The organism is Bradyrhizobium sp. OK095 (genome assembly GCF_900109945.1).
Lineage (GTDB): Bacteria > Pseudomonadota > Alphaproteobacteria > Rhizobiales > Xanthobacteraceae > Bradyrhizobium.
Genome location: NZ_FOBX01000019.1, coordinates 1 through 26,157, shown reverse-complemented (window position 1 = coordinate 26,157; position 26,157 = coordinate 1). Strand labels below are relative to the sequence as shown.

The window sequence follows — 26,157 nt, the reverse complement described above, 5'->3', positions numbered from 1 at the left end:
TGCGGGGAAGGCGACTTCAAGTTCGCACAGCGCATTGGGCGACAGGGAGGATGGCGTGTATCTCGGACTGGACATCGGCACGTCAGGTGTGAAGGCGGTGCTTGTGAGCGAAGCCGACGCGATCGTCGCGACGGCAGCGCGCGAGCTTGCGCTGTCGCATCCCGCGCCGCTGAGGTCCGAGCAGGATCCCGATTCCTGGGTCGATGCGGCGACCGGCGCGGTTGATGATCTCGCAAGCCACCATCCGCGCGAGGTCGCGCAGGTGCGCGGCATCGGGCTGTCGGGCCAGATGCATGGCGCGACGCTGCTGGGCGAGGATGGCCGCCCGCTGCGCCCCGCGATCCTCTGGAACGATGGCCGCTCGCAGGCCGAATGCGGCGAGCTGGAGCGACGCTGTCCGTCGCTGCACACGATTGCCGGAAATCTCGCGATGCCCGGTTTCACCGCGCCAAAGCTCTTGTGGGTCGCGCGGCATGAGCCTCACATTTTCAAGCGCGTTGCAAAGGTGCTGCTGCCGAAGGCCTATGTGCGCTATCGTCTCACCGGCGAGATGGCCGAGGATATGTCGGACGCGGCCGGCACGCTGTGGCTCGATGTCGGCCGGCGCTGCTGGTCGGAAGCGCTGCTGCACGCGACCGGGCTCGATCTGCATCACATGCCGCGCCTCGTCGAGGGCAGCGAGGTCAGCGCGGTGCTCGCGCCGGACTTCGCGCAGCGCTGGGGCATGGCCAAAGACGTCGTGGTTGCGGGCGGTGCCGGCGATAACGCTGCGAGCGCGATCGGGCTCGGCGCGATCGCGCCCGGCGATGCGTTTCTGTCACTGGGAACCTCAGGTGTGGTGTTCCGCGTCACCGATCGCTTCGCGCCGGCGCCTGAAACCGCCGTGCATGCCTTCTGCCACGCGCTGCCCGGCCTCTGGCACCAGATGGGCGTGATGCTGTCGGCGGCGGCCTCACTCGCATGGCTCGCCGGCGTGATGGAGATTCCGGCGGCAGCCCTGCTGGCGCCGCTTGGCGAGCGCGTCGATGGGCCAAGCCCCATCAAATTCCTGCCCTATCTCGACGGTGAGCGCACGCCGCACAATGACGCCGCCGCCAGCGGCGCCTTCGTCGGCTTGCGCGGCGCGACCGGGCGCGGCCAGATCGTGCAGGCCGTGCTCGAAGGCGTTGCCTTCGCCGCGCGCGACAATTTGGCGGCACTGAGCGCGGCAAGCGGGCCGATCAGCGAAGTCGATCTCGTCGGTGGCGGCTCGCGCTCGCCGCTGTGGGCGCAGATCTGCGCCGATGTGCTCGGGATTCCCGTCCACCGCGTCGAGGAAGGCGAGGTGGGTGCCGCGCTCGGCGCCGCCCGGCTCGGCCGCCTTGCGGCCACAGGTGAGGATCCGGCGTTGGTTTGTACCCGTCCGCGACGGCTCGCGAGTTTTGTGCCCCGCGCATCCATCGCTTCCGCCTATGACGACGCCTATCGCCGCTGGCGCGAGCTTTATCCCGCGTTGAAGGAGATCGCTTAAGTGAACGCGTCAGCCAAATTCTTCGATGCAAGCACGCCTGTCGCCTTTGCCGGCAAGGATGCCGCAAACACGCATGCCTTCCGCTGGTACGACAAGGACCGGCTCGTGCATGGCCGGCGGCTGGAGGATCATCTACGCTTTGCGGTTTGCTACTGGCATTCGCTCTGCTGGCCGGGTGGCGATCCCTTCGGCGGCGAGACCTTTTTGCGGCCCTGGCATCACGGCACTGATCCCATGGCGATGGCGCGCGCCAAGGCGGATGTCGCCTTCGAACTGTTTCGCATCCTGGACGTACCCTTCTTCACCTTTCACGACGTCGATGCCGCACCGGAAGGCGCTTCGCTCAGCGAATCCGTCGCCAATCTTAATGCGATCGCGGATGTGTTCGAAGAAAAGATGGCTTCCGCAAAAGTCCGCCTGCTCTGGGGCACCGCCAATTTGTTCACGCACCGCCGCTACATGGCGGGCGCTGCGACCAATCCGGACCCCGATATCTTCACTTATGCCGCCGGCCAGGTCCGCGCCGCGCTGGAGGTGACGCACCGGCTCGGCGGCCAGAATTATGTGCTGTGGGGTGGTCGCGAGGGCTACGAGACGCTGCTCAACACCGACCTCAAGCGCGAGCTCGACCAGCTCGGCCGCTTCGTGTCGCTGGTCGTGGAGCACAAGCACAAGATCGGCTTCAAGGGGCCGATCCTGATCGAGCCCAAGCCGAGGGAGCCGACCAAGCATCAATATGATTTCGACGTCGCCACCTGCTACGGCTTCCTCGCGCGCTATGATCTGCTCAAGGACGTCAAGCTCAACATCGAGCAGAACCACGCCATCCTCGCCGGTCACTCCTTCCATCACGAGGTCGCGCTGGCCGGAGCGCTCGGCGTGTTCGGCTCGCTGGACATCAACCGCGGCGACGATCTGCTCGGCTGGGACACTGACCAGTTCGCGATGAACGTGGGCGAGCTGGCGCTGGTGTTTCACGAGATCCTGAACCGCGGCGGCTTCACCTCGGGCGGGCTCAATTTCGACGCAAAAATCCGTCGCCAGTCGATCGATCCCGATGACCTCATTCATGCCCATGTCGGCTCGATGGATGCCTGCGCGCGGGCGTTCCTGGCCGCCGCCGACATGATCGATGCCGGCGTCCTTACGACGCCACTCGCTACGCGCTACGAGGGATGGGCGGCTCCCGAGGGCCGCGCCATTCTCGGCGGCCAGCGGTCGCTTGCCGATCTCGCCGACCATGCGATGAGCCCCGGCTTCGACCCGCAGCCGCGCTCGGGGCGGCAGGAATATCTGGAATCCCTGGTCAACCGCCATGTCTGAGCGAGGCCGCCGATGACAAGCGCTGAAGCGACACCGGTCCTGGAGCTCTCCGGCATCGGCAAGGAGTTCGGCGCGATCCGCGCGCTCCATGGCGTCGATCTGCACGTCAATCCCGGCGAGGTGGTCGGCCTGATGGGCGACAACGGCGCCGGCAAGTCGACGTTGGTCAAGATCATCGCCGGCAATTTCCGCCCCAGCCATGGCGAGATCCGCTTTGCCGGCGATGCGGTCCATTTCAACCGGCCCATTGACGCCCGTGCGGTCGGGATCGAGGTCGTCTATCAGGACCTCGCGCTCGCCGACAATCTGACGGCCGCTGCCAACGTGTTTCTCGGCCGCGAGCTGAAGCGCAAATTCGGACCCATCGCCTTGCTCGACCACAAGGCGATGGCGGCGCGCGCGCTGGAGCTGTTCGGCGAGCTGCGTTCGGAGACGAGGCCCGATGATCTCGTCAAGCAGATGTCGGGCGGCCAGCGCCAGGCGGTTGCCATCGCGCGGACGCGCCTTTCCAACGCGAGGCTCGTGATGATGGACGAGCCGACCGCCGCGATCTCGGTGCGCCAGGTCGAGCAGGTGCTGGGCCTGATTCATCGGCTGAAGGAGCAGGGCGTCGCCGTGATGCTGATCTCGCACCGCATGCCCGATGTGTTCGCGGTGTGCGACCGCGTTATCGTCATGCGCCGCGGCGAGAAGCGCGCCGATAAGCCGATCCACCAGACCAGCCCTGAGGAAGTCACCGCCCTCATCACCGGCGCGAAGGAGGCGGCGTGATGGCCATGCCCATGGAATCTCCCGTCACGTTCTCGAACGTCGGCAAGACCAGATGGTGGCAGCGCGGCATCTTCGCCTCCCAGACCGGCTATGTGCTGCTCGCGCTCGCCGTGCTGCTGGTGATCATGCATTTCGCCAGCCCGTATTTCTTCACCGAAGGCAACATGCAGAACGTGGCGAAGAATTTTTCCTTCATCGCCATCGCCACCCTCGGCGTGACCTTCGTGATCATCACCGGCGGCATCGATCTGTCGGTGGGCTCGATGATGTGCTTCTCGGCCATGATCACCTCAATGGTCATGACCGAGCTATCGACGCCCGGTGGGCTCGGCGCCTCGCTGTTCGTGCATATGGCGACCGACGGCAAGACCGTGCTGGCCAACGTGCCCGGGCTGATCCTGCTGGTCTCGATCCTCGCCGGCCTCGGCGTCGCGCTGATCGCGGGTCTCGTCAACGGCTTCTGCATCGCCGTGCTTGGCCTGTCGCCCTTCGTGACCACGCTCGGCATGCTCTCGATCGTGCGCGGGCTCGGCTATGTCGTCTCCAACGGGCGCGGCAGTTTCCCGGGTGGGCCGGACGCCGATTATTTCTACGCGCTCACCTCGGGTGACATACTCGGCCTGCCCGTGCCTTTCATCTATCTGGTGGTCCTCGCGCTGGCGATGGCGGTGGTCCTGCACCACAGCTCGTTCGGCCGTCACGTCTTCGCGCTCGGCGGCAACGAGAAGGCGGCGGAACTCACCGGCATCCCGGTCGTGCGGGTGAAGATCGAGGTGTATGTGGTCTGCGCGCTCGCGGCCGGCCTCCAGGGCATCATCATCTCCGGCTGGCTCGGATCGGCGCCGGCCAACATGGCGACCTCTTACGAGCTCAACGTGATCGCGGCGGCCGTGATCGGCGGCGCCAATCTGGCCGGTGGCATCGGCGGCCCGCTGGGGGCCATCGTCGGCTGCGTGCTGCTCGAGGTGATCCGCAACGGCCTCGTGCTGGCGCAGGTGAGCTCCTACTGGCAGCAGACGCTGGTGGGCGTGATCATCATCCTGGCCGTACTGGTCGACCGAATCCGCTCGCGGATGATTTGACGTAACGAACGTTCCGGGAGGGTAACGAAAATGCCGCCTGTCCGCTTCCCGGACGAAATTCGAGAGGACAGGCGCCAAAGAAGGGTGGAGGAGACAATGAGGAAACTTCTTCTTGCCGGCATCGCCGTCGCGCTGATGGCGACGCCGGCGCTTGCGGCGAATTACCGCTTCGTGATCGTGCCCAAGGCGATGAACAATCCGTTCTTCGACTTTGCGCGCGACGGCTGCCAGAAGCGGGCCAAGGAGCTCGGTAACATCGAGTGCATCTACAAGGGACCGGTCGAGCACGAGCCGGCGACGCAGGCGCAGATCATCCAGGACTTCGTCACCCAGAAGGTTGACGGCCTCGCCATCTCGGTCGCCGACGTCGCGGCCATGTCCAAGTCGATCGAGGCGGCGACCGCGGCCGGCATTCCCGTCATCACCTTCGATGCCGATGCACCCGGCTCCAAGCGCATCGCCTATATAGGCACCAACAACAAGGAGTTCGGCGTCGCGCTCGGCAAGCAATTGCTCAAGCTCCGGCCCGACGGCGGCAAATACGCCATGGTCTCGGGCGGCCCTGGCGCCAGGAACCTCGCCGAGCGCGTCGACGGCGTCCGCGAGGCGCTGAAGGGCTCGAAATGGGCCGAGGTCGCGGGCTCGCCGACGTTCTGCAACGACGATCCCGCGCTCGCGGTCCAGCAGATGACGGATATGCGCACCGCAACGCCCGACCTTGCCGCGATCGTTCCCATCGGCGGCTGGCCGATGTTCGCCCCCGAGGGCTTCAAGGCCTTTGCCTCGAGGTCCAAGAAGGACATCGATTCCGGCAAGTTCACGCTTGTCGTCGCCGATACGCTGAAGATGCAACTCGAGCTGTTGCGCGACGGCTATGCCAATGCGCTGGTCGGTCAGCGTCCGTTCGAGATGGGCGAGAAGGCGATGGACACGCTGCTCGCCATCAAGAAGGGCGAGAAGGTGCCGGAGATCGTCTACACCGGCCTCGATCTCGTCACCAAGGACAACGTCGCGCAGATGTTGAAGTAATGGAGTCAAAATAGGAGTGTCGCCAGCCCCACACTCCTATGGTCTCTCCCGCTTGCGGTCTCCGCAGGCGGGAGAGATACTGGCTTCTGGAAGGAATTGGAATGCAGCGTTCGCGACTGGGCTCACTCGACGTCACCTCAATCGGCCTCGGCACCGCGCCGCTCGGCGGATTGTTTGCTCCGGTCAGCGATGCCGATGCGGAAGCGACGCTCGCAGCCGGCTGGTCGGCCGGCATCCGCTTCTACGACACTGCGCCGCTCTACGGCTTTGGTCTCGCCGAGCGGCGGCTGGGTGCATTCCTCCGGCAACAGCCGCGCGCGTCCTACGTCGTCTCGACCAAGGTCGGCCGCCTGCTGCGCGCGCCTGATGGCGCTGCTGCCGATGACGATTACTACAAGAGCGGGCAGCGCGAGCGGCCGGTGTTCGACTTCTCCTATGACGGCGTGATGCGCTCGGTCGAGGAAAGCCTGGTCCGGCTCGGGCTCGACCGCGTCGATGTCCTGCTCGTGCACGATCCAGACGATCATTATGACGAGGCCGTCGCTGGCGCCTTCCGCGCGCTCCAGCGCCTGCGCAGCGAGGGGACGGTCAAGGCGATCGGCGCCGGCATGAACCAGTCGGAAATGCTGGTCCGTTTTGCCGAAGCCGTGCCGGTCGATTGCTTCCTGCTCGCCGGCCGCTACACGCTGCTCGACCAGGGCGCGCTGGATGCGCTGTTTCCGGTCTGCGCGGCCAAAAACATCGGCATCCTGCTCGGCGGCATCTACAACAGCGGCATTTTGGCGAACCCCCATACCGGCGCCAAGTTCAACTATCAGGACGCCGATGCGGCGCTGATCGCGCGTGCGCTCGCGCTCGACGAACTCTGCCGCAAGCACGGCACCGAGTTGAAGGCGGCCGCACTTCAGTTCTGCATGGCGCATCCGGCGGTAACGGTCGCCGTGCTGGGCGCGCGCAACGCCGGTGAGGTCGCAGACAACATTGCGATGTCGCAGGCGACGGTGCCGCCGGCCTTTTGGCAGGAACTGCGCGCACAAAACCTCGTCGACGCACGCGCGCCGCTGCCGGGCGGAGCGTGAGCCATGATCATCGACGGCCACCAGCACTTCTGGGATCCCGCGCGCGCCGACTATCCCTGGATGGACGCGCCCGAACTCGCGCCGATCCGCCGCGCCTTCGGCCCCGCCGATCTCGCGCCCTTGCTGAGAGCGAACGGTATCGATGCGAGCATTGTGGTGCAGTGCCGCTCCGCGCTCGAAGAGACCGAGGAATTTTTGCGCATCGCGCATGCCACGCCCTCTGTAATCGGCGTCGTCGGCTGGGCTGATCTGACCGACGCCGCGCTCGGCGACACGCTCGACCGGCTGCGCGCCTCGCCCGGCGGCGAAAAGCTCGTCGGCATCCGCCATCAGGTCCATGACGAGCCTGATCCCGATTGGCTGTTGCGCGAGGACGTCCAGCGCGGCCTCAGCGCAGTGTTTGCCCGCGATCTCGCCTATGATGTCCTCGGCCGCACCCGCGAGCTGCCCGCGGCGATCGCAAGCGCAAAGGCGTTTCCGCAGGCGCGTTTCGTGCTCGACCACGCCGCAAAGCCGCCGATCGCCGATGGTGGCAGCGCCGAATGGTCCGACCGCATCAAGGCGTTAGCTGCCTGCGGCAATGTCTGGTGCAAGATCTCGGGGCTTGCGACGGAAGCGGTCTGGAATGATTGGGATGCAGGGCGGCTGTTTCCGTTCGTCGAACACGCAGCGACGTGCTTTGGCGAGGATCGCCTGATCTTCGGCTCGGACTGGCCGGTGTGTTTGCTGGCGGGAAGCTATGGTAAGATCAAGGGCGCGCTGGAGGCGTGTTTGGCGAAGCTGGGTCCGGGTGTGCGGGAGAAGGCGTTCGGGGCGAACGCGAAAGCTGCGTATCGGCTGGCAGTTGCGTAAGCCGCAGACTCGGTGCTCTTTCTCCCCTTGCGGGAGAAGGTGGCGCGAAGCGCCGGATGAGGGGTATGCCTCCGCGAACTCAACTCTCAAAATTCACTCGGGGAGAGATACCCTTCACCCCGGTGAGTCTGTGTCTACCAGCGGAGCTGCCCTCTCCCGCAAGGGGAGAGGCGCAGTAACGAGGAGCCTCTCACGCCCCCGCGGGCACCTGGTCCAAGAATCCCGTGACGCTCCTGATCCGCCCATCCTTCAGCATCGCGAAATCCGTTCCCTTGATCGGGCTGTCGATGCCGTCGGGACCAAGTCCCCACGAAAAGCGCAGATGGTCGCCGTAGCCATTGGGCTCGCCGATCAGCTTGAATTTGAACTCGGGAAAACGCTGCTGCACGCCTGATATCAGGGCGTCGATGCCGTCTTGGCCGTCGCCCTTCATCAGGGGGTCGACATAGCTCGCATCCGCCGTCCAGTTCTGGCTCAGCAATTCGCGCCGGCGGCTTGTCGCGCGCTCGTTCCAGAGCTCGACGTAGCGGTGGGCGATGGTGACGGGGTCGGTCATGGGGCTCTCCTTCGATGCTGCCGGGTTCGGCTGTCCCAACTATCGAAGGTTCGCTTGCGCTGATCGATTACCTCGGAGGTCATCGTCACGCGCAAAAAATGAAGCGCGATGATGGTCTCATCGCGCTTCATTCGTTCTCAACAATTCTGGCGCGAAATTACTTCGCAGCCGTCACCATGATTTCGACGGTGTACTGCGCCGCCGCCAGCTTGGCCTCGACGGTGGCGCGCGCGGGGGTGTTGCCGGGCGAGACCCAGGCGTCCCATGCCGCGTTCATCTCGCCGAAGGTCTTCATGTCGGTGATGTAGATCGTGGCCGACAGCAGTTTCGACTTGTCGGTGCCGGCCTTGGCGAGGTGGCTGTCGATGGTCTTCAGGATGTCCTGGGTCTGCTTGGTCACGCTCTCGCCGGCGGCATTGTTGGCGACGACACCGGCGAGATAGACGGTGTTGCCGTGCACGACGACCTGGCTCATGCGCGGGCCGGTTTCAAAACGCTGAATGCTCATTTGGGATCTCCTGCTGGAATGGCGGCCCTGTCTAGCCCAGCACCCCGCGCTCTGCCACCCCCGGCACGCATGCGTTGCCGGGCACGCATGCGTCGCCGGCCATGCATGCGCTGCCTCAGGGAAATTGACTGAAGAACGTCCAGATTGTCTCGGCGCCGTCGATGTCGCCGTTCTGTGGCCCGAGCAGGCCGGCTGCTACCTTTGGGAAGCGGGCATCCGGCGCAAATCCGGGCATGCGGTGACCGCCGTCGTTGACGCGATAGAGCACGACATCGTGCCCCCCAGGGCAGCGCGATGTGATCCGCGTGACGGTGGACTGGTCAGCGGAATTCTTGTGAGGCAGGTCGCTCCTGGCGGCATCACTTGCCTCGCAGCCATTGACCTTGCGCCAGAACGACACGGTCTTCTCGGTGGACCAGAACCCGTCTGCGGCAAAATAGCTCGACCCGCGTCCACCCTCATAGGGGATCAAGGGATCGACTGTGCCGTTCATGATCAGCATCGGCAGGCCGCGCGACGGATGGCAGGCGGCGGCCGATTCGTCGGTGAGGTTCATGATCACGCTTGCTCCGGCCGCAAACAGATCGGCACGCGCGCAGACCAGCGTCATCGTCATCGCGCCGCCATTGGAGATGCCGGTGACATAGACGCGCCTGGCATTGGCGGTGCCGTCGGCCACCAGCTTCTCGACCAGCTTGGTGATGAAAGCGACGTCGTCGGTCCCCTCAGGCGGGCCGCGGCCGGCGCGCCGCTCCTCGGGCCGTGCATCGGCCCATGCGTTGTTCAGCCCGTCGGGATAGGCGACGGCAAAACCTTCGCGCTTGGCGACTGCGGGCCAGGCCGTCCGCGTGATCATGTCGGCGCCGCGCTGGGTCTTGCCGTGCAGCACGATCACCAGCGGTGCGGGCCGTTTCGCCGGCAGTTGCGCGGTGTAGGATCGCATCGTGCCGTTGATGTCGATGGTGTCGGCGGACGCAGCCGGGGCAGCGGCGAGACCTGCAAGAAGCGCCCCGATGTGCATCCACCGCCGCATGATCTAGCCCACCGCCTTTGCCGCGGCGCGGCCGGCATTGCGGCCCGAGAACAGGCAGCCGCCGAGGAAGGTACCTTCCAGCGAGCGGTAGCCGTGCACGCCGCCGCCGCCAAAGCCCGCGGCCTCGCCGACCGCATAGAGGCCGGGAATGACGCCGCCCTCGCTACCGAATACGCGGGAGTCGAGATCGGTCTCGAAGCCGCCGAGCGTCTTGCGGGTGAGGATGTTGAGCTTGACCGCGATCAGCGGCCCCTGGGCAGGATCGAGAATGCGGTGCGGGGATGCGGTGCGGATCAGTCTGTCGCCGATATAGCGCCGCGCATTGTGGATGTTCATCACCTGCGCATCCTTGACGTAAGGGTTGGCGATCTCGCGGTCGCGCGCCTCGATCTGCATCCTGATGTGCTCGAGCTTGAGCAGGTCGCTGCCGGCGAGCTTGTTCATCTCCGCGACGAGGTCCTCGATCTTGTCGCGCACGATGAAGTCGACACCATGGCTTTTGAAAGCCTCGACCGGCGCCGGCGCGCCCTTGTTGGTGGCGCGCTTGATCGTCATGCGCCAACTCTTGCCGGTCAGGTCAGGATTCTGCTCCGAGCCCGACAGCGCAAACTCCTTCTTGATGATGCTCTGGGTCAGGATGAACCAGGAATAATCGTATCCGGTGGACATGATGTATTGGAGCTGGCCGAGTGTGTCGGAGCCGGGGAAGAGCGGCGCCGGCAATCGTGTGCCCGTGGCGTCGAACCACATCGAGGAGGGGCCGGGCAGGATGCGGATGCCGTGGCGCGGCCAGATCGGCGACCAGTTCTGGATGCCCTCGACATAATGCCACATGCGGTCGCGGTTGATCAGGCGCGCGCCTGATTTTTCGGTGATGCCGATCATGCGGCCGTCGACATGCTCGGGCACGCCGGAGATCATGAATTTTGGCGGCTCGCCGAGCCGCTTCGGCCAGTTCTGCCGCACCAGATCGTGATTGCCGCCGATGCCGCCGGACGCCACGATCACGGCCTGCGCCTTCAGCGCGAACTCGCCGACGACAGTGCGCGACGAGCTCTTGCCGCGCTCGACTGTGTCGGGCGCGAGAATGGCGCCGCTCACGCCGTCCACGGTGCCGTTGGTGATGGAGAGCGCATCGACACGATGGCGGAACTTGAAGGTCAGGCGGCCACTCTTCACGGCTTCGCGCGCGCGACGCTCGAACGGTTCGACGATGCCCGGGCCGGTGCCCCAGGTGACGTGAAAGCGCGGCACCGAATTGCCGTGGCCCATCGCGTCATAGCCACCGCGCTCGGCCCAGCCGACCACGGGGAAGATGCGATGGCCCATCGCGCGCAGCCAGGCGCGCTTCTCGCCGGCCGCGAATGCCACATAGGCCTCGGCCCATTGGCGCGGCCAAAAATCCTCGTCGCGGTCGAAGCCGGCGGTGCCGAGCCAGTCCTGCATTGCGAGGTCGAAGGAATCCTTGATGCCGAGCCGGCGCTGCTCCGGCGAATTGACCAGAAACAATCCGCCGAACGACCAGAACGCCTGGCCGCCGAGCGATTGCTCGCCTTCCTGGTCGACCACGATCACGCGCTTGCCGGCGTCGGCAATCTCGGTTGCAGCGACTAATCCCGATAGTCCTCCGCCGACGACAATGACGTCAGCCTGCTCAGTCGAATGCTCGGTCATAGAGTTCCCCCCTGTAATTGCCCGGATTGAAGCCAGCGGTTGCAACTGAGATCAAGGGGTAGGCGCGTAAGAGTTCGTTAACTTGTTCCACATTGGGATTGAAACGGGCCTGAGTGCAGCGCGGACGCAACACTGGATTTGAATTTGTTTTGAGCGAGCCGGCGTGCCTAGACAAAACCCCGGTTACGACAGACGCTAGCCGTGCATCACCACCTGACACACAGATTCGAATTCGACTGGGGCGGGGGACAATGAAGTTTCTGACGGGGTTGCTGGCGGCGGTCCTCCTGGTCGGTTGCATGGGGGCTTCTCACGCGGTGGTTCGCATCGCGGATGACCGTGGTGGACGGATCGGAACTTACGTCGACAAATACCAGGACCTGCGGCAATCAGGTGACACTGTCATCATCGATGGCCTCTGCGCCTCGGCCTGCACCATCGTCCTCGGCGCCATCCCGCACGACCGTATCTGTGTGACCTCGCACGCGACGCTGGGCTTCCACGCCGCCTGGGATTTCGGCACCAACGGCCGCGCCGTCACCAATTCCGAAGCGACCCAGATGCTCTATGCGATGTATCCCTCGCAGGTGAAGCGCTGGATCAACCAGCGCGGCGGCCTCACCCCGCATATGCTGTTCCTGAAGGGCAGGCAGCTCCAGGCCATGTACAAGCCCTGCTACCTCGACGCGCAGGCCTCCACCAACAAGCCCGCTTCGCCCCGACCTGCGCCGAAGTTGGAGCAGCTCGAGTCCGCCCGGGGCCAGTTGCTTCACTGAGACTATCAGCACGACGTGATCTCTGCACCGCCCGTGGCGCTTGCCCGCCGGCGGGGTGAAGCCTATTTGAAAGGCAGGGAACCGGGGCCGTCGCCCCGATCGTTGACCCCGATCGTTGTCATGGCTCAACCACTGCACCCCACCCATCCGCTACAGGACAATTCGCCCACTGCCGCCCGGACGCCGACCGTGCTGCTGTTGGCCGGTGCAGGCGTAGGCGGGCTGGTTATGCTCGGTGCGCTCGCGCTGTGGTTCCACTACGGCTCCCAGGTGTTCTTCGAAATGATCAGGACCGGCTTCGCCGCCTGCTTCTGACCCCCGACAGGAAGTTTTCATGAGCTCCACCGCCCGTCCGCTGGTGATCGCGACCGCCTTTGCCGCAAGCCTCGTTCTCGGGCTCCTGATCGTGTTCTGGGCCATGGGCGGGGTCAGCAAGGTGGTGCAGCCGGCCGCAATCGGCGGGCCGTTCCAGCTCACCGACCAGCACGGCAAGGCCGTCACTGACAAGAACCTGAAGGGCAAGCCGACCCTGATCTTCTTCGGCTACACCCATTGCCCCGACGTTTGCCCGACCTCGTTGTTCGAGATCTCGGAAGTGCTGCGTGCGATGGGCAAGGACGCTGACAAGGTCAATGCCGTCTTCATCTCGGTCGATCCCGAGCGCGATACGACCGCGACGATGAAGGATTATCTGTCGAGCTTCGACCCGCATCTCGAAGGCCTTAGCGGCGACCCCGCCGAGACCGCCAAGGTGATCACCTCCTACCGGGTCTATGCCAAGAAGGTCCCGACCAAGGACGGCGACTACACCATGGACCACACCGCGCTGATCTATCTGATGGACCGTGACGGCCGGTTCGTCTCGCCGTTCAATTTGAAGCGGACCCCGGAAGAGGCGGCTGCGGATTTGAAGCGGTATCTCTGACGCCTCGGGTTAACTTCAATCCGCGCTCGCGTTCCCGGCCGGATGGTCTATAAGGCCCTCCGATCCCAATGATATCAGTTCATTTTCGGCCGATGGCTCCATCGCAACAGGCGAAATCGTCCAAATCTGCCCGTGGGCTTCTGACCGGGCTGGTCGCAGGCGTCTGCCTGCTCGCCGGCCTGACCGTCGCCACGGCCCAGGCCCCGGCCAAGCAGCCTCCGGCTGCGCCCCAAGCCACGCCGCAAACCACGCTTCAAGCGGCCCCCCAGGCCGTCCCCGGCTTCTGGGACCCACGGCGGCGGCCGGAGCGGCCGGACCTGTCGCGCCTGACCGTGATCCGCTTCCTGACCGAGACCGACTACCCGCCGTTCAACTACACCGGTGCGGACGGCAATCCGGCCGGCTTCAACGTCGATCTCGCACGCAGCCTCTGCGAGGAGATCAAGGTCACCTGCACCGTGCAGATGCGCCGCTTCGAGACGCTGGTCGATGCGCTCTCCTCCAACCGGGGCGATGCCATCATCGCCTCGATGGCGGTAAGCCCGCAGCTGCGTGCCCGCGTCGACTTCACCGATCCCTATTACCGGGTGCCCGCGCGTTTCGTCTCGCGCAAGGATGCGGTGATGCCGGAGATCCGCCCCGAATATCTCGAGGGCAAGAAGGTCGGCGTGATCGGCGGCTCCGCGCACGAGGCGTATCTGAAGGCGATGTTCACTGACGCCGAGCTGCACGGCTATCCCAATGACGATGCGCTGCGCGGCGCTTTGCGCAAGGGTGAGGTCGATTTCATCTTCGGCGATGCCATCTCGCTGGCGTTCTGGATCAACGGCACGGATTCCGGAGATTGCTGCGCCTTCTCCGGCGGCCCCTTCGTCGAGAGCCGGTTCTTCGGCGAGGGCATCGGCATCGCCGTGCGCAAGGGCAACGACGTGTTGCGCCAGGCCCTGAACTGGGCCCTGTTCCGCGTCTGGGAAAAAGGCCGCTACACCGATCTGTGGCTGCGGTATTTTTCGGTAAGCCCGTTTTAGTTCTGCCGCTACTGCCCCCGTCGTCATTGCGAGGAGCGTAGCGACGAAGCAATCCAGAGTGTCTCCACGGAAAGATTCTGGATTGCTTCGCTTCGCTCGCAATGACGGTGGGTATGGCTGCACTATCCCACAAAATTGCATTCTGCCCGGAAATCGCTATTTTCCGCGGCCCGGAGGCCTCTTAGATGTCTGTTATCGATCTTGCCGCGAACCCGAGCGACCTGCGTGCGCTCGCCGAACAATCCAACGCCTGGCCGTTCGAGCAGGCGAAGGCGATTGTCGCGCGGCTGAAGAAAAGCCCGAAGGACGAGGTGCTGTTCGAGACCGGCTATGGCCCGTCCGGCCTGCCGCATATCGGCACGTTCGGCGAGGTCGCGCGCACCTCGATGGTGCGCCATGCCTTCCGCGTGCTGACCGAGGACAAGATCAAGACGCGCCTGCTCGCCTTCTCCGACGACATGGACGGCTTCCGCAAGGTGCCGGACAACGTCCCGAACAAGGATATGCTGGCGCAATATCTGGGGCGGCCGCTGACCGCGGTGCCTGACCCGTTCTCGAACGAATATCCGTCGTTTGGTGATGCCAACAACGCGCGCCTGCGCGCGTTTCTGGATCATTTCGGCTTCGACTACGAGTTCGCAAGCTCGACCGTCTATTACAAGTCAGGCCGCTTCGACGCGACGCTGCTGAAGATGCTCGCGGCCTACGACAAGGTGATGGACATCATCCTGCCGACGCTCGGGCCCGATCGCCGCGCGACCTATTCGCCTTTCTTGCCCGTCAGCAAGACCACCGGAATCGTGCTCCAGGTGCCGATGATCCGCCGCGACGTCGCGGCCGGCACGGTGACTTATGTCGATCCCGACAGCGGTGAAGAGGTCGAAACGCCCGTCACAGGCGGGAATGTAAAATGCCAGTGGAAGGCTGACTGGGCGATGCGCTGGGTCGCGCTCGGCGTCGACTATGAGATGGCCGGCAAGGACCTGATCGACTCCGTGAAGCTGTCCGGCGCGATCGCGAAGGCGCTGGGCGGCACGCCGCCCGAGGGCTTCAACTACGAGCTGTTCCTCGACGAGAAGGGCCAGAAGATCTCGAAGTCGAAGGGCAACGGGCTGACCATCGACGAATGGCTGCGCTACGCCTCGCCCGAATCGCTGACGCTGTTCATGTATCGCGAGCCGAAGGCGGCCAAGCGGCTGTATTTCGACGTCATCCCGCGCAACGTCGACGACTACCAGCAGTTCAGCGACGGCTTTGCCAAGCAGGATGGCAAGCAGCAGCTCGGCAATCCCGTCTGGCACATTCACCAAGGCCATCCGCCGAAAGCCGACATGCCGGTCACGTTCCAGCTGCTGCTGACACTGGTGTCGTCGTCGAACGCGGAGAATGCCGAGACACTGTGGGGTTTCATCGGCCGCTACCGTCCCGGCGTGAGCCCGCAGACGCATCCGAAGCTCGATGCGATGGTCGGCTATGCCATCAACTATTATCGCGACTTCGTCGCGCCGACGAAGACGTTCCGCCAGCCGAGCGAAGTCGAGCGCGCCGCGTTGCAGGATCTGCGCGAAGCGCTGTCGCAGCTGCCGCAGGAATCGTCGGCCGAGGACATCCAGAACGTCGTCTACGAGATCGGCCGCCGCGAGCCGTTCCTCGATCAGGTCAAGAAGGGCAAGGACGGCCGTCCGGGTGTCACGCTCGACTGGTTCAACATGCTCTACCAGGTGCTGCTCGGCCAGGAGAAGGGCCCACGCTTCGGCTCCTTCGTCGCGGTGTACGGCGTGCAGAACGCGGTCAACATGATCGACGGCGCGCTGGCACGGAGTGCGTGAGGGACGCGGTTCACTGGCTCGCCCAAACGATCCGCGCAATCCACGCGACCTCGCTCGCCGCGATCGTCCGCTCCGCTTGCGTCTCGTCCATCTGCTGCAAGTCCAGCGCCTTCGCCGTGCGGCGCTTCAGCGTCGCGACGATCATGTCGCCCGCTTTGGTCCTCACCACCACGCGATCGCCTTTGCGGATCGGCGTGCCGGGCGAGATCAGGATCATGTCGCCGTCGCGATAGACCGGCGCGAGCGCATTGCCGGCGATCTCAAGTGCGAACGTGCGACCATCCTCGGTGGCGGGCAGCGCGGTCTCGGTCCAGCCCTTGCCGGATGGCAGGCCGCTTTCGTCGAAAGCGCCGCTCGTGTTGGCCAGCGCAAAGCCGAGCAGCGGCACCGCGCGGGCGTCGCCTGCTGCCTCGCCGATCAAGCTGGCAAAAGTGTCGAGCGAGGCGCCGGTTGCCTCGAGGGCCTTGGCGATCGATTCGGTGGATGGCCAGCGTTCACGGCCGTCGGGGGTGACGCGTTTTGACCTGTTGAAGGTGGTGGGATCGAGCCCGGCGCGTTTGGCAAGGCCGGATGGCGACAGGCCGGCACGCTCCGCCAACCGATCCAGCGCGACCCAGATCTGGTCGTGTGTCAGTATCCTCTGCGCTTTGGCCTGTCTGACCATGGGAGGTCCAGCCCGTCGCAACTCAGGAAAACTGTCCTCAAATCAACCGGTTTTCCGATTTTCGCGCAAGGGGCGGCAAGGAAAGCGTTTTCAAGCGAAGTGGATGCCCGGTTCGCGTGAAGAAAACGCGTCAAAACAAGAATTTAGAGCCCCGCTCCGATTTCATCGGAGCGGGAATGGCTCTAACTCTTGAGTTCGGAGGGGGCGGCCTTTACGGTCGCGCTCGGGTTTTAAGACCCGTAAGAGACGAAAAACCCCAAGAGATTCAAAGGGCTCCGTAAGCGGTGGTCAAGATCTACAAAATCTGTCCGGCCTCGGCCTGGCGCGAGGCGGAACGGCAGGGTGTCTACCGCGGCAGTGCGGACGATGCGCGCGACGGCTTCATCCATTTTTCGACCGCCCCCCAGGTTCCCGAGACCCTGCGAAAACATTATTTCGGGCAGCGCGCGCTGTTCCTGGTCGAGGTCGACGGCGACGTGCTCGGCAGCGAATTGCGCTGGGAGCGCTCGCGCAATGAGGAGTTGTTTCCGCATCTCTACGGCGAGCTCGATCTCGGCGCGGTGCTCTCGGTGATGAACCTCAACATGCGCTCCGATGGCGGCCACGATGTTCCGGAGCTCCTGCCGTGATCCGCGCCTTCGATGCTCTCTCGCTGCCGCTGCTGCGCTGGCTTGATGCGGAAGACGCGCATCGCCTCGCGATCCAGGGCTTGCGCTTCCTGCCGCCGGTCAAGCCGCGCCCTGACGATCCCAAGCTCGCGGTGCGCGCCTTCGGGCTCAACTTTCCCAATCCGATCGGCATGGCCGCGGGCTTTGACAAGAGTGCAGAGGTGCCGGACGCGCTGCTGCGGCTCGGCTTTGGCTTCGTCGAGATCGGCTCGGTGACGCCGAAGCCGCAAAGCGGCAATGCTCGGCCGCGGCTGTTCCGGCTCGAGCGCGACGAGGCCGTGATCAACCGCATGGGCTTCAACAATGACGGTGCGGAAGTCGCATTGCGCCGGCTTGCCGCGCGCGCGCAGCACGGCGGCATCGTCGGCGTCAATGTCGGTGCCAACAAGGATTCGCCAGACCGCGTCAATGATTACGTCAAGCTGATCGAGACCTTCGCGCCGGTCGCAAGCTACTTCACCGTCAACGTCTCCTCGCCGAACACGCCTGGCCTGCGCAATCTCCAGGAAGGCGCACTGCTCGACGAGCTCCTCGCGCGCGTGATCGATGCACGCGAGCGGGTGCGGCAGAAGGCCGGCGACACGCCGGTACTGCTCAAGATCGCACCGGATTTGAGCCTCGCCCAGCTCGACGATGTCGTGCAGGTCGCGCGCTCACGCAAGGTCGACGGCATCATCGTGTCGAACACGACGATTGCGCGACCGAGCACGCTGCGCGAGGCGATGCGCGCCAAGGAACAGGGCGGCCTGTCCGGCCGGCCGCTGTTCCGCTTGTCGACGCGGATGGTCGCGGAGACCTATGTGCGCGTCGAGGGTGCATTCCCGCTGATCGGCGTCGGCGGCGTCGATTCCGGTGGCGCGGCGCTGACGAAAATCCGCGCCGGTGCGAGCCTGATCCAGCTCTATTCGTCGCTGGTCTACAAGGGCCTCGGCCTCGTCGACGAGATCAAGCGCGATCTGACTTCGACGATGTTGCGGACGGGACGGGATTCATTGTCGGAGATCGTCGGCGCGGATGCCGCGACGCTGACCGCGGAAGACTGGCCGGGGATGTAAGGCATCTGGGCTACGATTTCGGAAACGTCGCCCTGAACTGCGCCGGATATCGCGCGGCCTGCAAGCCGCCGCGCGAGACGTAGGAAGCGAGCAGCGCGCCCCACAGTCCGGCATTGCCGAACGATTGCAGCGCCCACCAGGCGGCAAGGAAGATCGCGAGCGAGGCCAGCATCAGATTGCGCATCTCGCGCGCCCAGGTCGCGCCGATATAGATGCCGTCGAAGCCGAAGGCGAATACGCCGGGAATTGGCGCAAGTACGACGAACGGCAGGAATTCGCGCGCGCCGTGGCGGACGGCTTCGCTCGCCGTCATGAAATCAATCAAGGCCGGCCCGAACAGCGCAAACAGCGCGGCGACGACGATGGCGAAGCCGAGGCCCCACAGCAGCACCAGCCGGGTCGAATCCGCAAAACCTTTTGCATCGCGCGCGCCAAAAGTGCGGCCGCAGAGCTGCTGGGCCGCATTCGCAAGGCCGTCGAGAAAGAAGGCGCTGACCAGCAGGAAATTGTTGAGCACGGAATTCGCCGCCAGAATGACGTCACCGGCCCGCGCGCCCTTGGCGGTGAAGAAAAGAAACACGGCGATCAGCGCCGCGGTGCGGATCAGGATGTCGGAGTTCACCGCCAGCAGCCGCATCAGTTTTGCGCGATCGAACAGCGTTGCGCGGGGCACGGCGAAACGGCCGTCTGCATAGCGTCGGCAAACAACCACGCCGAGCCCGAAGCCGATCGCCTCCGACAGCAGCGCGGCAACCGCAGCACCCGCGATGCCGGCGTCGTAGACCAGCACCAGCAGGATCGTCGCCACCATGTTGACGAGGTTGATGACGACCTGGAGCAGCAGCGCCGGATTCGCGCGGGCTTTGCCGATAAGCCAGCCGAGGATGACGTAGTTGGCGAGCGCGAACGGCGATGACCAGATCCGGATCGTGAAGTAGGTCTTCGCGGCCCGCGTCACCCCTTCGCTGCCGCCCATCAAATCGAACAGCCCGGCGGCCAGCGGCAATTGCAGCGCGATCAGTGCCGCGCCGATCAGGCCTGCAACGATGAAGCCGCGCACCAGGATCACGGTCTGCTCGCGGGTCTCGCCGGCGCCCAGCGCCTGCGCGGTGAAGGCGAGCGTGCTCATGCGCAGGAAGCCGAACAGCCAGAACAGGCAGTCGAAGATCACGGAGGCCATCGCGACGCCGCCGAGGAGGGCGGCATCATCGAGCCGTCCGATTGCGGTGGTCGAGACCACGCCGATCAGCGGCGTGGTCAGGTTCGCGACCATCGCGGGGCCGGCGATGGCGAACACCTGACGGGAGCCGACTTTGGGATGAACGGGCGCGTGCATGTCAGAACACGAGCACCATGCCGTCTTCGGCGGCGAGATGTTCCAAATCGTCGAGGTGCGACAGCACGTCGTCGCTCATATGAGTGAGGACGAGCCGCTTGGCGCCGATGGCGGGGAGGTGCTGTTCCAAGGTCTTCAGGCTGAGATGGTTCTTGACCACTTTCTCGTACATGTAGGCTTCCGCGATGAAAAGGTCGGCGCCATGCGCCAGCGGAATGAGCGTCTCCGTCCATTCGGTATCGGCGCTGTAGGCGAGCGTGCGGCCCTCGGCCTCGACGCGATAGGCGAGAAATGGTCCGCCGGATTCGCCGTGCACGACCGGGTAGGGCGTCACCATTACCGCGCCGAAGTTTTGGCCCTGTTCCGGCGCGAGCTCCACGACGGAGAGCTCGAAGCGCTGCTTCGTTTTGGAGGAGTGCTCGAACAGCGCTTCCATCAGCTGCTTGAGCCGTATCTCGATGCCCTGCGGGCCCGCGATGGTCAGCGGCCTTGTCCGCCGCGAGAACTGTGCGTCGAGGAGGAAAAACGGCAGCCCGGCAAAATGGTCGCCATGGAAATGCGTGATCAGGATGAGGTCAATGTCGTTGCGCTCGATCTCGAGCCGCTTCAGCGCCGGCAGAGCCGACGCGCCGCAATCGATCAGGAAATTGGCTTCTCGTCCCGAGATATGGAAGCAGGTGTTGAGCCTGCCGCCCGAACCGAAGGCGTCGCCGCAGCCGACAAAGCGCAATTGCATCGGCTGCGGACCTCCAAAACCTTACCGGCCGCGCGGCGAGCCGAACACGCGCATCAGCAGCCAGATCGGAACCACGATGACGGCGCCGAGCAGGAAGTAGCGCCACAGCCAGTTCACGGCATCGAAGCCGAGATCCCACAGACGCTGGAACAGCAGGCGAATGCTGATGAGGATGTTCCAGGGATCGAAGCCGATCGCGGCCAGCACGACGCCGACCAGGATCGAGAGCAGGACCAGGCGAAATGCGACCGCCAGCGGCGAGCCGCCGAGAAAGCGGTTCAGCCCATCGCTGCGGCCGGCCGGCAAATCTCTGACGTCTTGGACCATCTCAAACTCCTCAGGGGATTCGACCCCATTATAGGGCACGGCGAGGCACATGGGGAACCCGCAACGGAGCGTCAATCGGCTTACGGGATTTTAATTCGGGCAAGAACATGCGGCGGGCTGGCTGCAACCTCTCCCGCTTGCTTGCGGGAGAGGGGGCGTGCTGCCTTCGTGGCGGCGATCGGATTCACGCCTCAACCTCCGCCTTCAGCATCTTTTCCAACGTTTCCAGCCGGTCGGCCTCGCGCGGCGGCTTGTCCCAGCGCAGGCGGCTGATACGGGGAAAGCGCATCGCGACGCCGGATTTATGCCGCGGCGAGCGTTGCAGGCCCTCAAAGGCGACCTCCAGCACCAGCCCCTTGTCGGCCTCGTGCACCACATGGCGGACAGGGCCGAATTTTTCGGTGGTGTTGCGGCGGACGAAGCGGTCGATCTGGAGCAGCTCCTCATCGGTGAAGCCGAAATAGGCCTTTCCGACCGGCACCAGCTCGTCGCCGGTCTCGCCCTCGGTCCAGACGCCAAAAGTGTAGTCGGAATAATAGGACGAGCGCTTGCCGTGGCCGCGCTGCGCATACATCAGCACGGCATCGATGATGTGCGGATCGCGCTTCCACTTCCACCATTGGCCCTTCGGCCGTCCCGGCAGATAGGGCGCATCGCGCCGCTTCAACATCACGCCCTCGACGGCGTCCGCGTCTTCGTCCGCACCCGCACTCGCGGGATCGGCGCGCGCGGCGGTCAGGGTTTCCCAGCTTGCGAAAGGGACGGTGGGTGATAGATCGATGCGGGGATCATCGAGCTTCTTGACGAAGGTCTCCAGCCGTTCGCGCCGTTCGATAAAGGGGAGTTCGCGAAAATCGTTTTCGTCGTCGCCGAGCAGATCGTAGGCGCGCAAATGGATCGGAAATTCCTTGATCAGTTTTGGCGAGACGATTTTGCGGTTGAGGCGCTGTTGCAGAACATTAAAACTCTGCACGCGGCCTTCGCGCAGGATCAGCAGCTCGCCGTCGATCGCGCCTGCCAGCCGCAGCGACGGCACGAGGTCCGGAAAGCTGCCTGTGATGTCCTCGCCGGTACGCGAATAAAGCCTCGCCGTGATCTGGCCGCGCTCGTCGCGGCCCGCCACCGCCTGCACGCGGATGCCGTCCCATTTCCATTCGGCGATGTAGTCGGCGGGATCGAGCGCGGCGAAATCGGTGTCCTCGATCGCATGGGCCAGCATCACGGGCCGGAACGGCGCGGGATCGCGATTGACCGGCTTTTCGCCGCGGCCTTCCAGCCACGCGAACAGGTCGAGATAGGGGGAGCTGAGCGCCGGCCAGATCAGCTCGACCTCGTGCGGGTCCTTGTCGCCGAGCGCCGCGGCTGCGGTCTTGGCCAGCCGCGCGGAGATGCCGATGCGCAATGCGCCCGTGACGAGCTTCAGCAACGCCCAGCGGCCGGTCTCGTCAAGCTCGTCGAGCCAGCGTTCGAGCTGCTTCGGCAGCTCGGTCTTGCCGAGCGTGCGCAGCGTGGTGACGACTTCGGTCAGCGTCGGAGGCGGTGGGTTGTTGTGGGCGGCCATCGCGGCCTTCGGCCACATCAGCGCCACCGTTTCCGAGAGATCACCGACATAATCGTAACTCAATCCGAACAGCACCTCATCGGTGCGCGAGGCAATGAGATCGCGGATCAGCGCCGGCTTGGCGTGCTTGAAGCTGAGCGCGCCGGTGAGCGCGGCCAGCGCGTAGCCGCGGTCGGGATCGCCGACCTCGCGAAAATAGCAGGTGATCAGCCGCAGCTTGTTGTTGCGGCCGGGCTCGTAGGCGAGGCGGTCCAGCAGTTCGGCGAAGCGGTTCATGCTTCCGTCTCGTCCTGAAGCGGCGTCTCGCTCTCCTCCTCGTCGCCATAGCCGACGAGATCGAGCGGCTGCGCCCGCAGACCCTTGCTTTGGCACCAATGCACCAGCGCATCTTCCTGGCCGTGGGTGACCCAGATCTCGCCGGCGCCCGTTGCGGCAATCGTCGCGGTGAGGCCGTCCCAATCGGCATGGTCGGAGATCACCAGCGGCAGTTCGATGCCACGCTGCCGCGCGCGGGCGCGCACGCGCATCCAGCCTGACGCAAACGCAGTGACGGGGTCGGGAAAGCGGCGCGTCCAAACATCAGAGGTCGCCGACGGCGGCGCCAGCGTGATGGTGCCGGCGAGCGCCGCCTTCTTCATGCCCATCACTGGCCGGAGTTCGCCGAGCGCGATGCCGCGGCTCTGATAGTACTCGGTGATCTTCTCCATCGCGCCATGCAGATAGATCGGCGCGTCATAGCCGGCTTGCCGCAGCAGTGCGATCACGCGCTGCGCCTTGCCGAGCGAATAGGCGCCGACGAGATGCGCGCGCTCCGGAAACAAAGCAACCGAGGCCAGCAGTTTCTTCACCTCGTCAGCGGCATCGCCGTGCCGGAACACCGGCAGCCCGAACGTGGCCTCCGTGATGAAGACGTCGCAGGGCACCAGCTCGAACGGCGTGCAGGTTGGGTCGGGCGCGTCCTTGTAGTCGCCGGAGGCGACGATGCAGGTGTCCTTGCAGGTCACCGCGATCTGCGCCGAGCCCAGCACGTGCCCGGCCGGATGGAATTTGACGCTGGTATCGCCGAGCCGGATCTCCTCGCCATAGCGGATCGCCTGCGTCGATCCGGCAAAGTTCTCGCCGTAGCGCAACCGCATCATGTCGAGCGTTTCCTGCGTCGCGAGGACAGCGCCATGGCCGGGGCGGGCATGGTCGGAATGGCCGTGGGTAATCACGGCCCGCTCGACGGGACGGACAGGGTCGATATGGAAGCCGCCGGGCTTGCAGCATAGGCCGCTCGCGACTGGCAGCAGGATGTCTTGCGGACGCATGCCTGTTATATAGGTTGCGCCACCGCATCTTCGAGTCGTCATCCACTCCTCTTTGGTTCCCAATGCCCCTGCGCCTGTTTCTGACTTCCGGCGATCTCATGGCCGACCGCCGCTTCGAGTTCGCGCGTGACCTCCAGCTCAAGGGTGACTTGCCGGCCGCTGCCGACCTCATCGAGCAGGCGCTCGAGCTCGCGCCCGGCTTCACCTCCGCCTGGTTCACGCTCGGCGAAATCCGCGCGCAACTTGGCCAGCGCGACAAGGCGATCGTGGCATTCCGGGAAGCGTGGCGATCCGATCCCGACGACCAGCACGGCGCCGGCCTGCATCTGATGCGGCTCGGCGATGCGCATTTGTCGGAAATGCCAAAAGCCTATGTGCAGGCCCTGTTCGATCAATATGCGCCGCGCTTCGAGCATACGCTGGTCAACGATCTCGACTATCGCGGCCCCAGCCTGATCTTCAAGGCGGTGGTGGCCGCACGCGTCGCCGCGAGGAAGCCCGCTCTGTTCAAGCGTGCCGTCGATCTCGGTTGCGGCACCGGTCTCGCAGCCGCCGCCTTCGCCAGACAGGTCGATCATTTCATCGGCATCGATCTGTCGCCCGGCATGATCAAGCAGGCGCGCGCGACAAACCTCTATGCCGAGCTCGAAGTCGCCGACATGATCGATGGCCTGCGCGGCAAGGCCGATGCGAGCGCGAACCTCGTCATTGCGGCGGACGCCTTCGTCTATCTCTCCGATCTCGCGCCGGTGCTGACCGAAGCCAGGCGCGTGCTTGCGTCCGGCGGCGTGCTCGCCTTCACGCTGGAGACCCATGACGGCGGCGGCATCATTCTCGGCGAGGGCCTGCGCTATGCCCACTCGGCGGAATATGTGCGCAGTGCGATTGCGAGGGCCGGACTCAAGCTGCTGACACTGGAGCCGGGGTCGCCGCGCATCGAGAACAACGAGCCGGTGCGCGGCCTCGTCATCGTCGCCGACAAAACTTGAGTCTAGGCGCTAATCGCGCTCCGATTTGAGGGTCATTGCGTCGCAAAGCGACGACTTCCCACTTGCGAGCTGTGCGGGGATGCCAGCACAATGCGCGCACCAGGGAGAAACAAATAATGACCAAGAATCCATCGCGGCGCGATTTCGGCGCCGGCGCGCTCGCGACCATCGCTGCATCCACCTTGCCTGCGCCCTACGTATGGGCCGCGGACAAGAAATACGACGCCGGCGCCAGCGACACCGAGATCAAGATCGGGCAGACCGTGCCGCACTCCGGTCCCGGCTCGCTCTATGGCGTGCTCGGCCGCGTCGGCGAGGCCTATTTCCAGATGCTGAACGAGACGGGCGGCATCAACGGGCGCAAGGTCAAGTTCCTCACCATGGACGACGCCTACAGCGCGCCGAAATGCGTCGAGGCGACGCGGCGTCTGGTCGAGCAGGAGGAAGTGCTCGCGCTTTACGGCTCGCTCGGCACCGCACCGCAGACCGCCGTGCACAAATATCTCAATTCCAAGGGCGTGCCGCAGCTTCTGCTCAACACCGGCGCGTCCAAGTGGAACAATCCAAAAGAGTTCAAATGGACCATGGCGGGTCTGCCGCTCTATCCGACCGAGGCGCGGATCCTGGCCAAGCACGTCATCGCTGTGAAGCCGAACGCGAAGATCGGCATCCTCTATCAGAACGATGATTTCGGCCGTGACTTCCTCGGTCCGTTCAAGAAAGCACTGGCGGATGCCGGCGGCACCGCGCAGGTGATCATGGAGCAGACCTACGATCTGAGCGACCCGACCATCGATTCCCAGCTCGTTAATCTCTCGAAGTCGGGCGCCGACGCTTTCTACAATATCACCACCGGCAAGGCGACGTCGCAATCGATCCGAAAAGTCGCCGAACTCGGCTGGAAGCCGCTGCAATTGCTGTCGGCGGGTTCGACGGGCCGGTCAATCCTCAATGCCGCGGGCCTTGAAAATGCAACGGGCATCGTCGCCATCCGCTATTCCAAGGACGCAGGACCCGGCCCCTGGGAGAAGGATCCTGAGGCGATGGCGTTCGAGGAGTTGCGCAAGAAGTACCTGCCGGCTATCGACCCCGACAACACCATCGCCTATGCGGGCTATGGCCAGGCCGTGACCATGGGCGAGATCCTGCGCCGCTGCGGCGACGATCTCACGCGCGCCAATGTGTTGAACAAGGCGTCCAATCTGAACGGCTTCCATTCGCCGTTCTTCCTTGATGGCGTCAACTACAACTATACGCCCGACGACTACACCCCGATGAAGACGCTCTTCATCTCGACCTTCAACGGCAAGGACTGGGAGGTCTCGGACAAGCCCGTGACGGAGTAGGGCTCGCCGCAATCGCGAACGCCGTAGGGTGGGCAAAGGCGCCCTCGCGCCGTGCCCACCATCTGCTCAGGCAACTGGGCGCAGATGGTGGAGATGGTGGGCACGCTTCGCTTTGCCCACCCTCATATGAGGGCTTTTAAGTCAAGCGTGCCGAACGGGGCTTGGGTATAGATCTTTGCATTTGGCGTGG

26 protein-coding genes are annotated in these 26,157 nt (G+C 64.7%); 16 read left to right on the top strand and 10 right to left on the bottom strand.

Going from position 1 to position 26,157, the window contains the following annotated elements; genetic code table 11:
* Positions 1 to 55: 55 nt before the first annotated feature.
* From xylB to BMW89_RS33930, 7 genes are all read left to right on the top strand, one after another.
* Positions 56 to 1,510: a xylulokinase gene (xylB, locus tag BMW89_RS33960; protein WP_092034792.1), complete on the top strand. Its 1,455-nt coding sequence runs from the start codon at positions 56 to 58 to the stop codon at positions 1,508 to 1,510.
* Positions 1,511 to 2,833: a xylose isomerase gene (xylA, locus tag BMW89_RS33955; RefSeq protein WP_092034698.1), complete on the top strand. Its 1,323-nt coding sequence runs from the start codon at positions 1,511 to 1,513 to the stop codon at positions 2,831 to 2,833.
* Between the two features lie 12 nt (positions 2,834 to 2,845).
* Positions 2,846 to 3,604, top strand: coding sequence for an ATP-binding cassette domain-containing protein (locus tag BMW89_RS33950; RefSeq protein WP_092034697.1), 759 nt, complete (start codon positions 2,846 to 2,848; stop codon positions 3,602 to 3,604).
* Positions 3,604 to 4,686 (top strand): ABC transporter permease, encoded by a 1,083-nt coding sequence (locus BMW89_RS33945; protein ID WP_177196514.1) that lies wholly within the window; start codon positions 3,604 to 3,606, stop codon positions 4,684 to 4,686. The genes BMW89_RS33950 and BMW89_RS33945 overlap by 1 nt, the downstream gene beginning before the upstream one ends.
* 96 nt (positions 4,687 to 4,782) lie before the next feature.
* Positions 4,783 to 5,715, top strand: coding sequence for a sugar-binding protein (locus BMW89_RS33940; RefSeq protein ID WP_177196513.1), 933 nt, complete (start codon positions 4,783 to 4,785; stop codon positions 5,713 to 5,715).
* 101 nt (positions 5,716 to 5,816) lie between these two features.
* Complete coding sequence (locus BMW89_RS33935) at positions 5,817 to 6,794, top strand: aldo/keto reductase (RefSeq protein WP_092034694.1); 978 nt, start codon at positions 5,817 to 5,819, stop codon at positions 6,792 to 6,794.
* 3 nt (positions 6,795 to 6,797) lie between these two features.
* Complete coding sequence (locus BMW89_RS33930; protein ID WP_092034693.1) at positions 6,798 to 7,646, top strand: amidohydrolase family protein; 849 nt, start codon at positions 6,798 to 6,800, stop codon at positions 7,644 to 7,646.
* Between the two features lie 190 nt (positions 7,647 to 7,836).
* Here BMW89_RS33930 and BMW89_RS33925 read toward each other — a convergent pair whose 3' ends face one another.
* The 4 genes from BMW89_RS33925 to BMW89_RS33910 all read right to left on the bottom strand — a co-directional run bounded on the left by BMW89_RS33925 (position 7,837) and on the right by BMW89_RS33910 (position 11,417).
* Entirely contained in the window at positions 7,837 to 8,202 is a 366-nt protein-coding gene (locus tag BMW89_RS33925) for a nuclear transport factor 2 family protein (protein WP_092034692.1), read from the bottom strand.
* Between the two features lie 157 nt (positions 8,203 to 8,359).
* Positions 8,360 to 8,710 carry a RidA family protein gene (locus tag BMW89_RS33920; RefSeq protein WP_092034691.1) on the bottom strand — a complete coding sequence of 117 codons (351 nt, stop codon included), beginning with the start codon at positions 8,708 to 8,710 and terminating at the stop codon, positions 8,360 to 8,362.
* Positions 8,711 to 8,825: 115 nt separating this feature from the next.
* Entirely contained in the window at positions 8,826 to 9,743 is a 918-nt protein-coding gene (locus BMW89_RS33915) for a CE1 family esterase (RefSeq protein ID WP_092034690.1), read from the bottom strand.
* Positions 9,744 to 9,746: 3 nt separating this feature from the next.
* Positions 9,747 to 11,417 (bottom strand): FAD-binding dehydrogenase, encoded by a 1,671-nt coding sequence (locus tag BMW89_RS33910; protein ID WP_092034689.1) that lies wholly within the window; start codon positions 11,415 to 11,417, stop codon positions 9,747 to 9,749.
* 251 nt (positions 11,418 to 11,668) lie between these two features.
* Here BMW89_RS33910 and BMW89_RS33905 point away from each other — a divergent pair, with 251 nt between their 5' ends.
* From BMW89_RS33905 to BMW89_RS33885, 5 genes are all read left to right on the top strand, one after another.
* Positions 11,669 to 12,193: a Clp protease/crotonase-like domain-containing protein gene (locus BMW89_RS33905; protein ID WP_177196512.1), complete on the top strand. Its 525-nt coding sequence runs from the start codon at positions 11,669 to 11,671 to the stop codon at positions 12,191 to 12,193.
* Positions 12,194 to 12,313: 120 nt separating this feature from the next.
* A complete protein-coding gene (locus tag BMW89_RS33900) occupies positions 12,314 to 12,508 on the top strand; it encodes a hypothetical protein (RefSeq protein WP_092034791.1) in 195 nt (64 codons plus the stop codon).
* Positions 12,509 to 12,527: 19 nt separating this feature from the next.
* A complete protein-coding gene (locus BMW89_RS33895) occupies positions 12,528 to 13,118 on the top strand; it encodes an SCO family protein (protein WP_092034687.1) in 591 nt (196 codons plus the stop codon).
* Positions 13,119 to 13,210: 92 nt separating this feature from the next.
* Positions 13,211 to 14,146, top strand: coding sequence for an ABC transporter substrate-binding protein (locus tag BMW89_RS33890; RefSeq protein WP_092034686.1), 936 nt, complete (start codon positions 13,211 to 13,213; stop codon positions 14,144 to 14,146).
* A 185-nt stretch (positions 14,147 to 14,331) separates the two neighbouring features.
* Entirely contained in the window at positions 14,332 to 15,975 is a 1,644-nt protein-coding gene (locus BMW89_RS33885; protein ID WP_092034685.1) for a lysine--tRNA ligase, read from the top strand.
* Positions 15,976 to 15,985: 10 nt separating this feature from the next.
* Here BMW89_RS33885 and BMW89_RS33880 read toward each other — a convergent pair whose 3' ends face one another.
* Complete coding sequence (locus tag BMW89_RS33880; RefSeq protein ID WP_092034684.1) at positions 15,986 to 16,639, bottom strand: S24 family peptidase; 654 nt, start codon at positions 16,637 to 16,639, stop codon at positions 15,986 to 15,988.
* A gap of 284 nt (positions 16,640 to 16,923) precedes the next feature.
* On the opposite strand from BMW89_RS33880, the gene BMW89_RS33875 reads away from it, so the two are divergent.
* Entirely contained in the window at positions 16,924 to 17,268 is a 345-nt protein-coding gene (locus tag BMW89_RS33875; RefSeq protein ID WP_092034683.1) for a DUF952 domain-containing protein, read from the top strand.
* Positions 17,265 to 18,362: a quinone-dependent dihydroorotate dehydrogenase gene (locus BMW89_RS33870; protein WP_092034682.1), complete on the top strand. Its 1,098-nt coding sequence runs from the start codon at positions 17,265 to 17,267 to the stop codon at positions 18,360 to 18,362. The genes BMW89_RS33875 and BMW89_RS33870 overlap by 4 nt, the downstream gene beginning before the upstream one ends.
* A gap of 10 nt (positions 18,363 to 18,372) precedes the next feature.
* Here the strand turns inward: BMW89_RS33870 and BMW89_RS33865 are convergent, their stop codons facing one another.
* From BMW89_RS33865 to BMW89_RS33845, 5 genes are all read right to left on the bottom strand, one after another.
* On the bottom strand, positions 18,373 to 19,698 hold the full coding sequence (locus tag BMW89_RS33865) for an MATE family efflux transporter (RefSeq protein ID WP_092034681.1): 1,326 nt from the start codon (positions 19,696 to 19,698) through the stop codon (positions 18,373 to 18,375).
* Between the two features lies 1 nt (position 19,699).
* Positions 19,700 to 20,434, bottom strand: a complete 735-nt coding sequence (locus tag BMW89_RS33860; protein WP_092034680.1) for an MBL fold metallo-hydrolase — start codon at positions 20,432 to 20,434, stop codon at positions 19,700 to 19,702.
* A 21-nt stretch (positions 20,435 to 20,455) separates the two neighbouring features.
* Complete coding sequence (locus BMW89_RS33855) at positions 20,456 to 20,761, bottom strand: DUF6460 domain-containing protein (protein WP_177196511.1); 306 nt, start codon at positions 20,759 to 20,761, stop codon at positions 20,456 to 20,458.
* Positions 20,762 to 20,945: 184 nt separating this feature from the next.
* Complete coding sequence (locus BMW89_RS33850; protein ID WP_092034678.1) at positions 20,946 to 22,598, bottom strand: cisplatin damage response ATP-dependent DNA ligase; 1,653 nt, start codon at positions 22,596 to 22,598, stop codon at positions 20,946 to 20,948.
* On the bottom strand, positions 22,595 to 23,632 hold the full coding sequence (locus BMW89_RS33845) for a ligase-associated DNA damage response exonuclease (RefSeq protein ID WP_092034677.1): 1,038 nt from the start codon (positions 23,630 to 23,632) through the stop codon (positions 22,595 to 22,597). The genes BMW89_RS33850 and BMW89_RS33845 overlap by 4 nt, the downstream gene beginning before the upstream one ends.
* A 62-nt stretch (positions 23,633 to 23,694) precedes the next feature.
* Between BMW89_RS33845 and BMW89_RS33840 the strand changes: the two genes are divergently transcribed.
* Complete coding sequence (locus BMW89_RS33840; protein WP_092034676.1) at positions 23,695 to 24,621, top strand: methyltransferase domain-containing protein; 927 nt, start codon at positions 23,695 to 23,697, stop codon at positions 24,619 to 24,621.
* Positions 24,622 to 24,737: 116 nt separating this feature from the next.
* Positions 24,738 to 25,967: an ABC transporter substrate-binding protein gene (locus BMW89_RS33835; RefSeq protein ID WP_177196510.1), complete on the top strand. Its 1,230-nt coding sequence runs from the start codon at positions 24,738 to 24,740 to the stop codon at positions 25,965 to 25,967.
* The last annotated feature ends 190 nt before the right edge of the window (positions 25,968 to 26,157 follow it).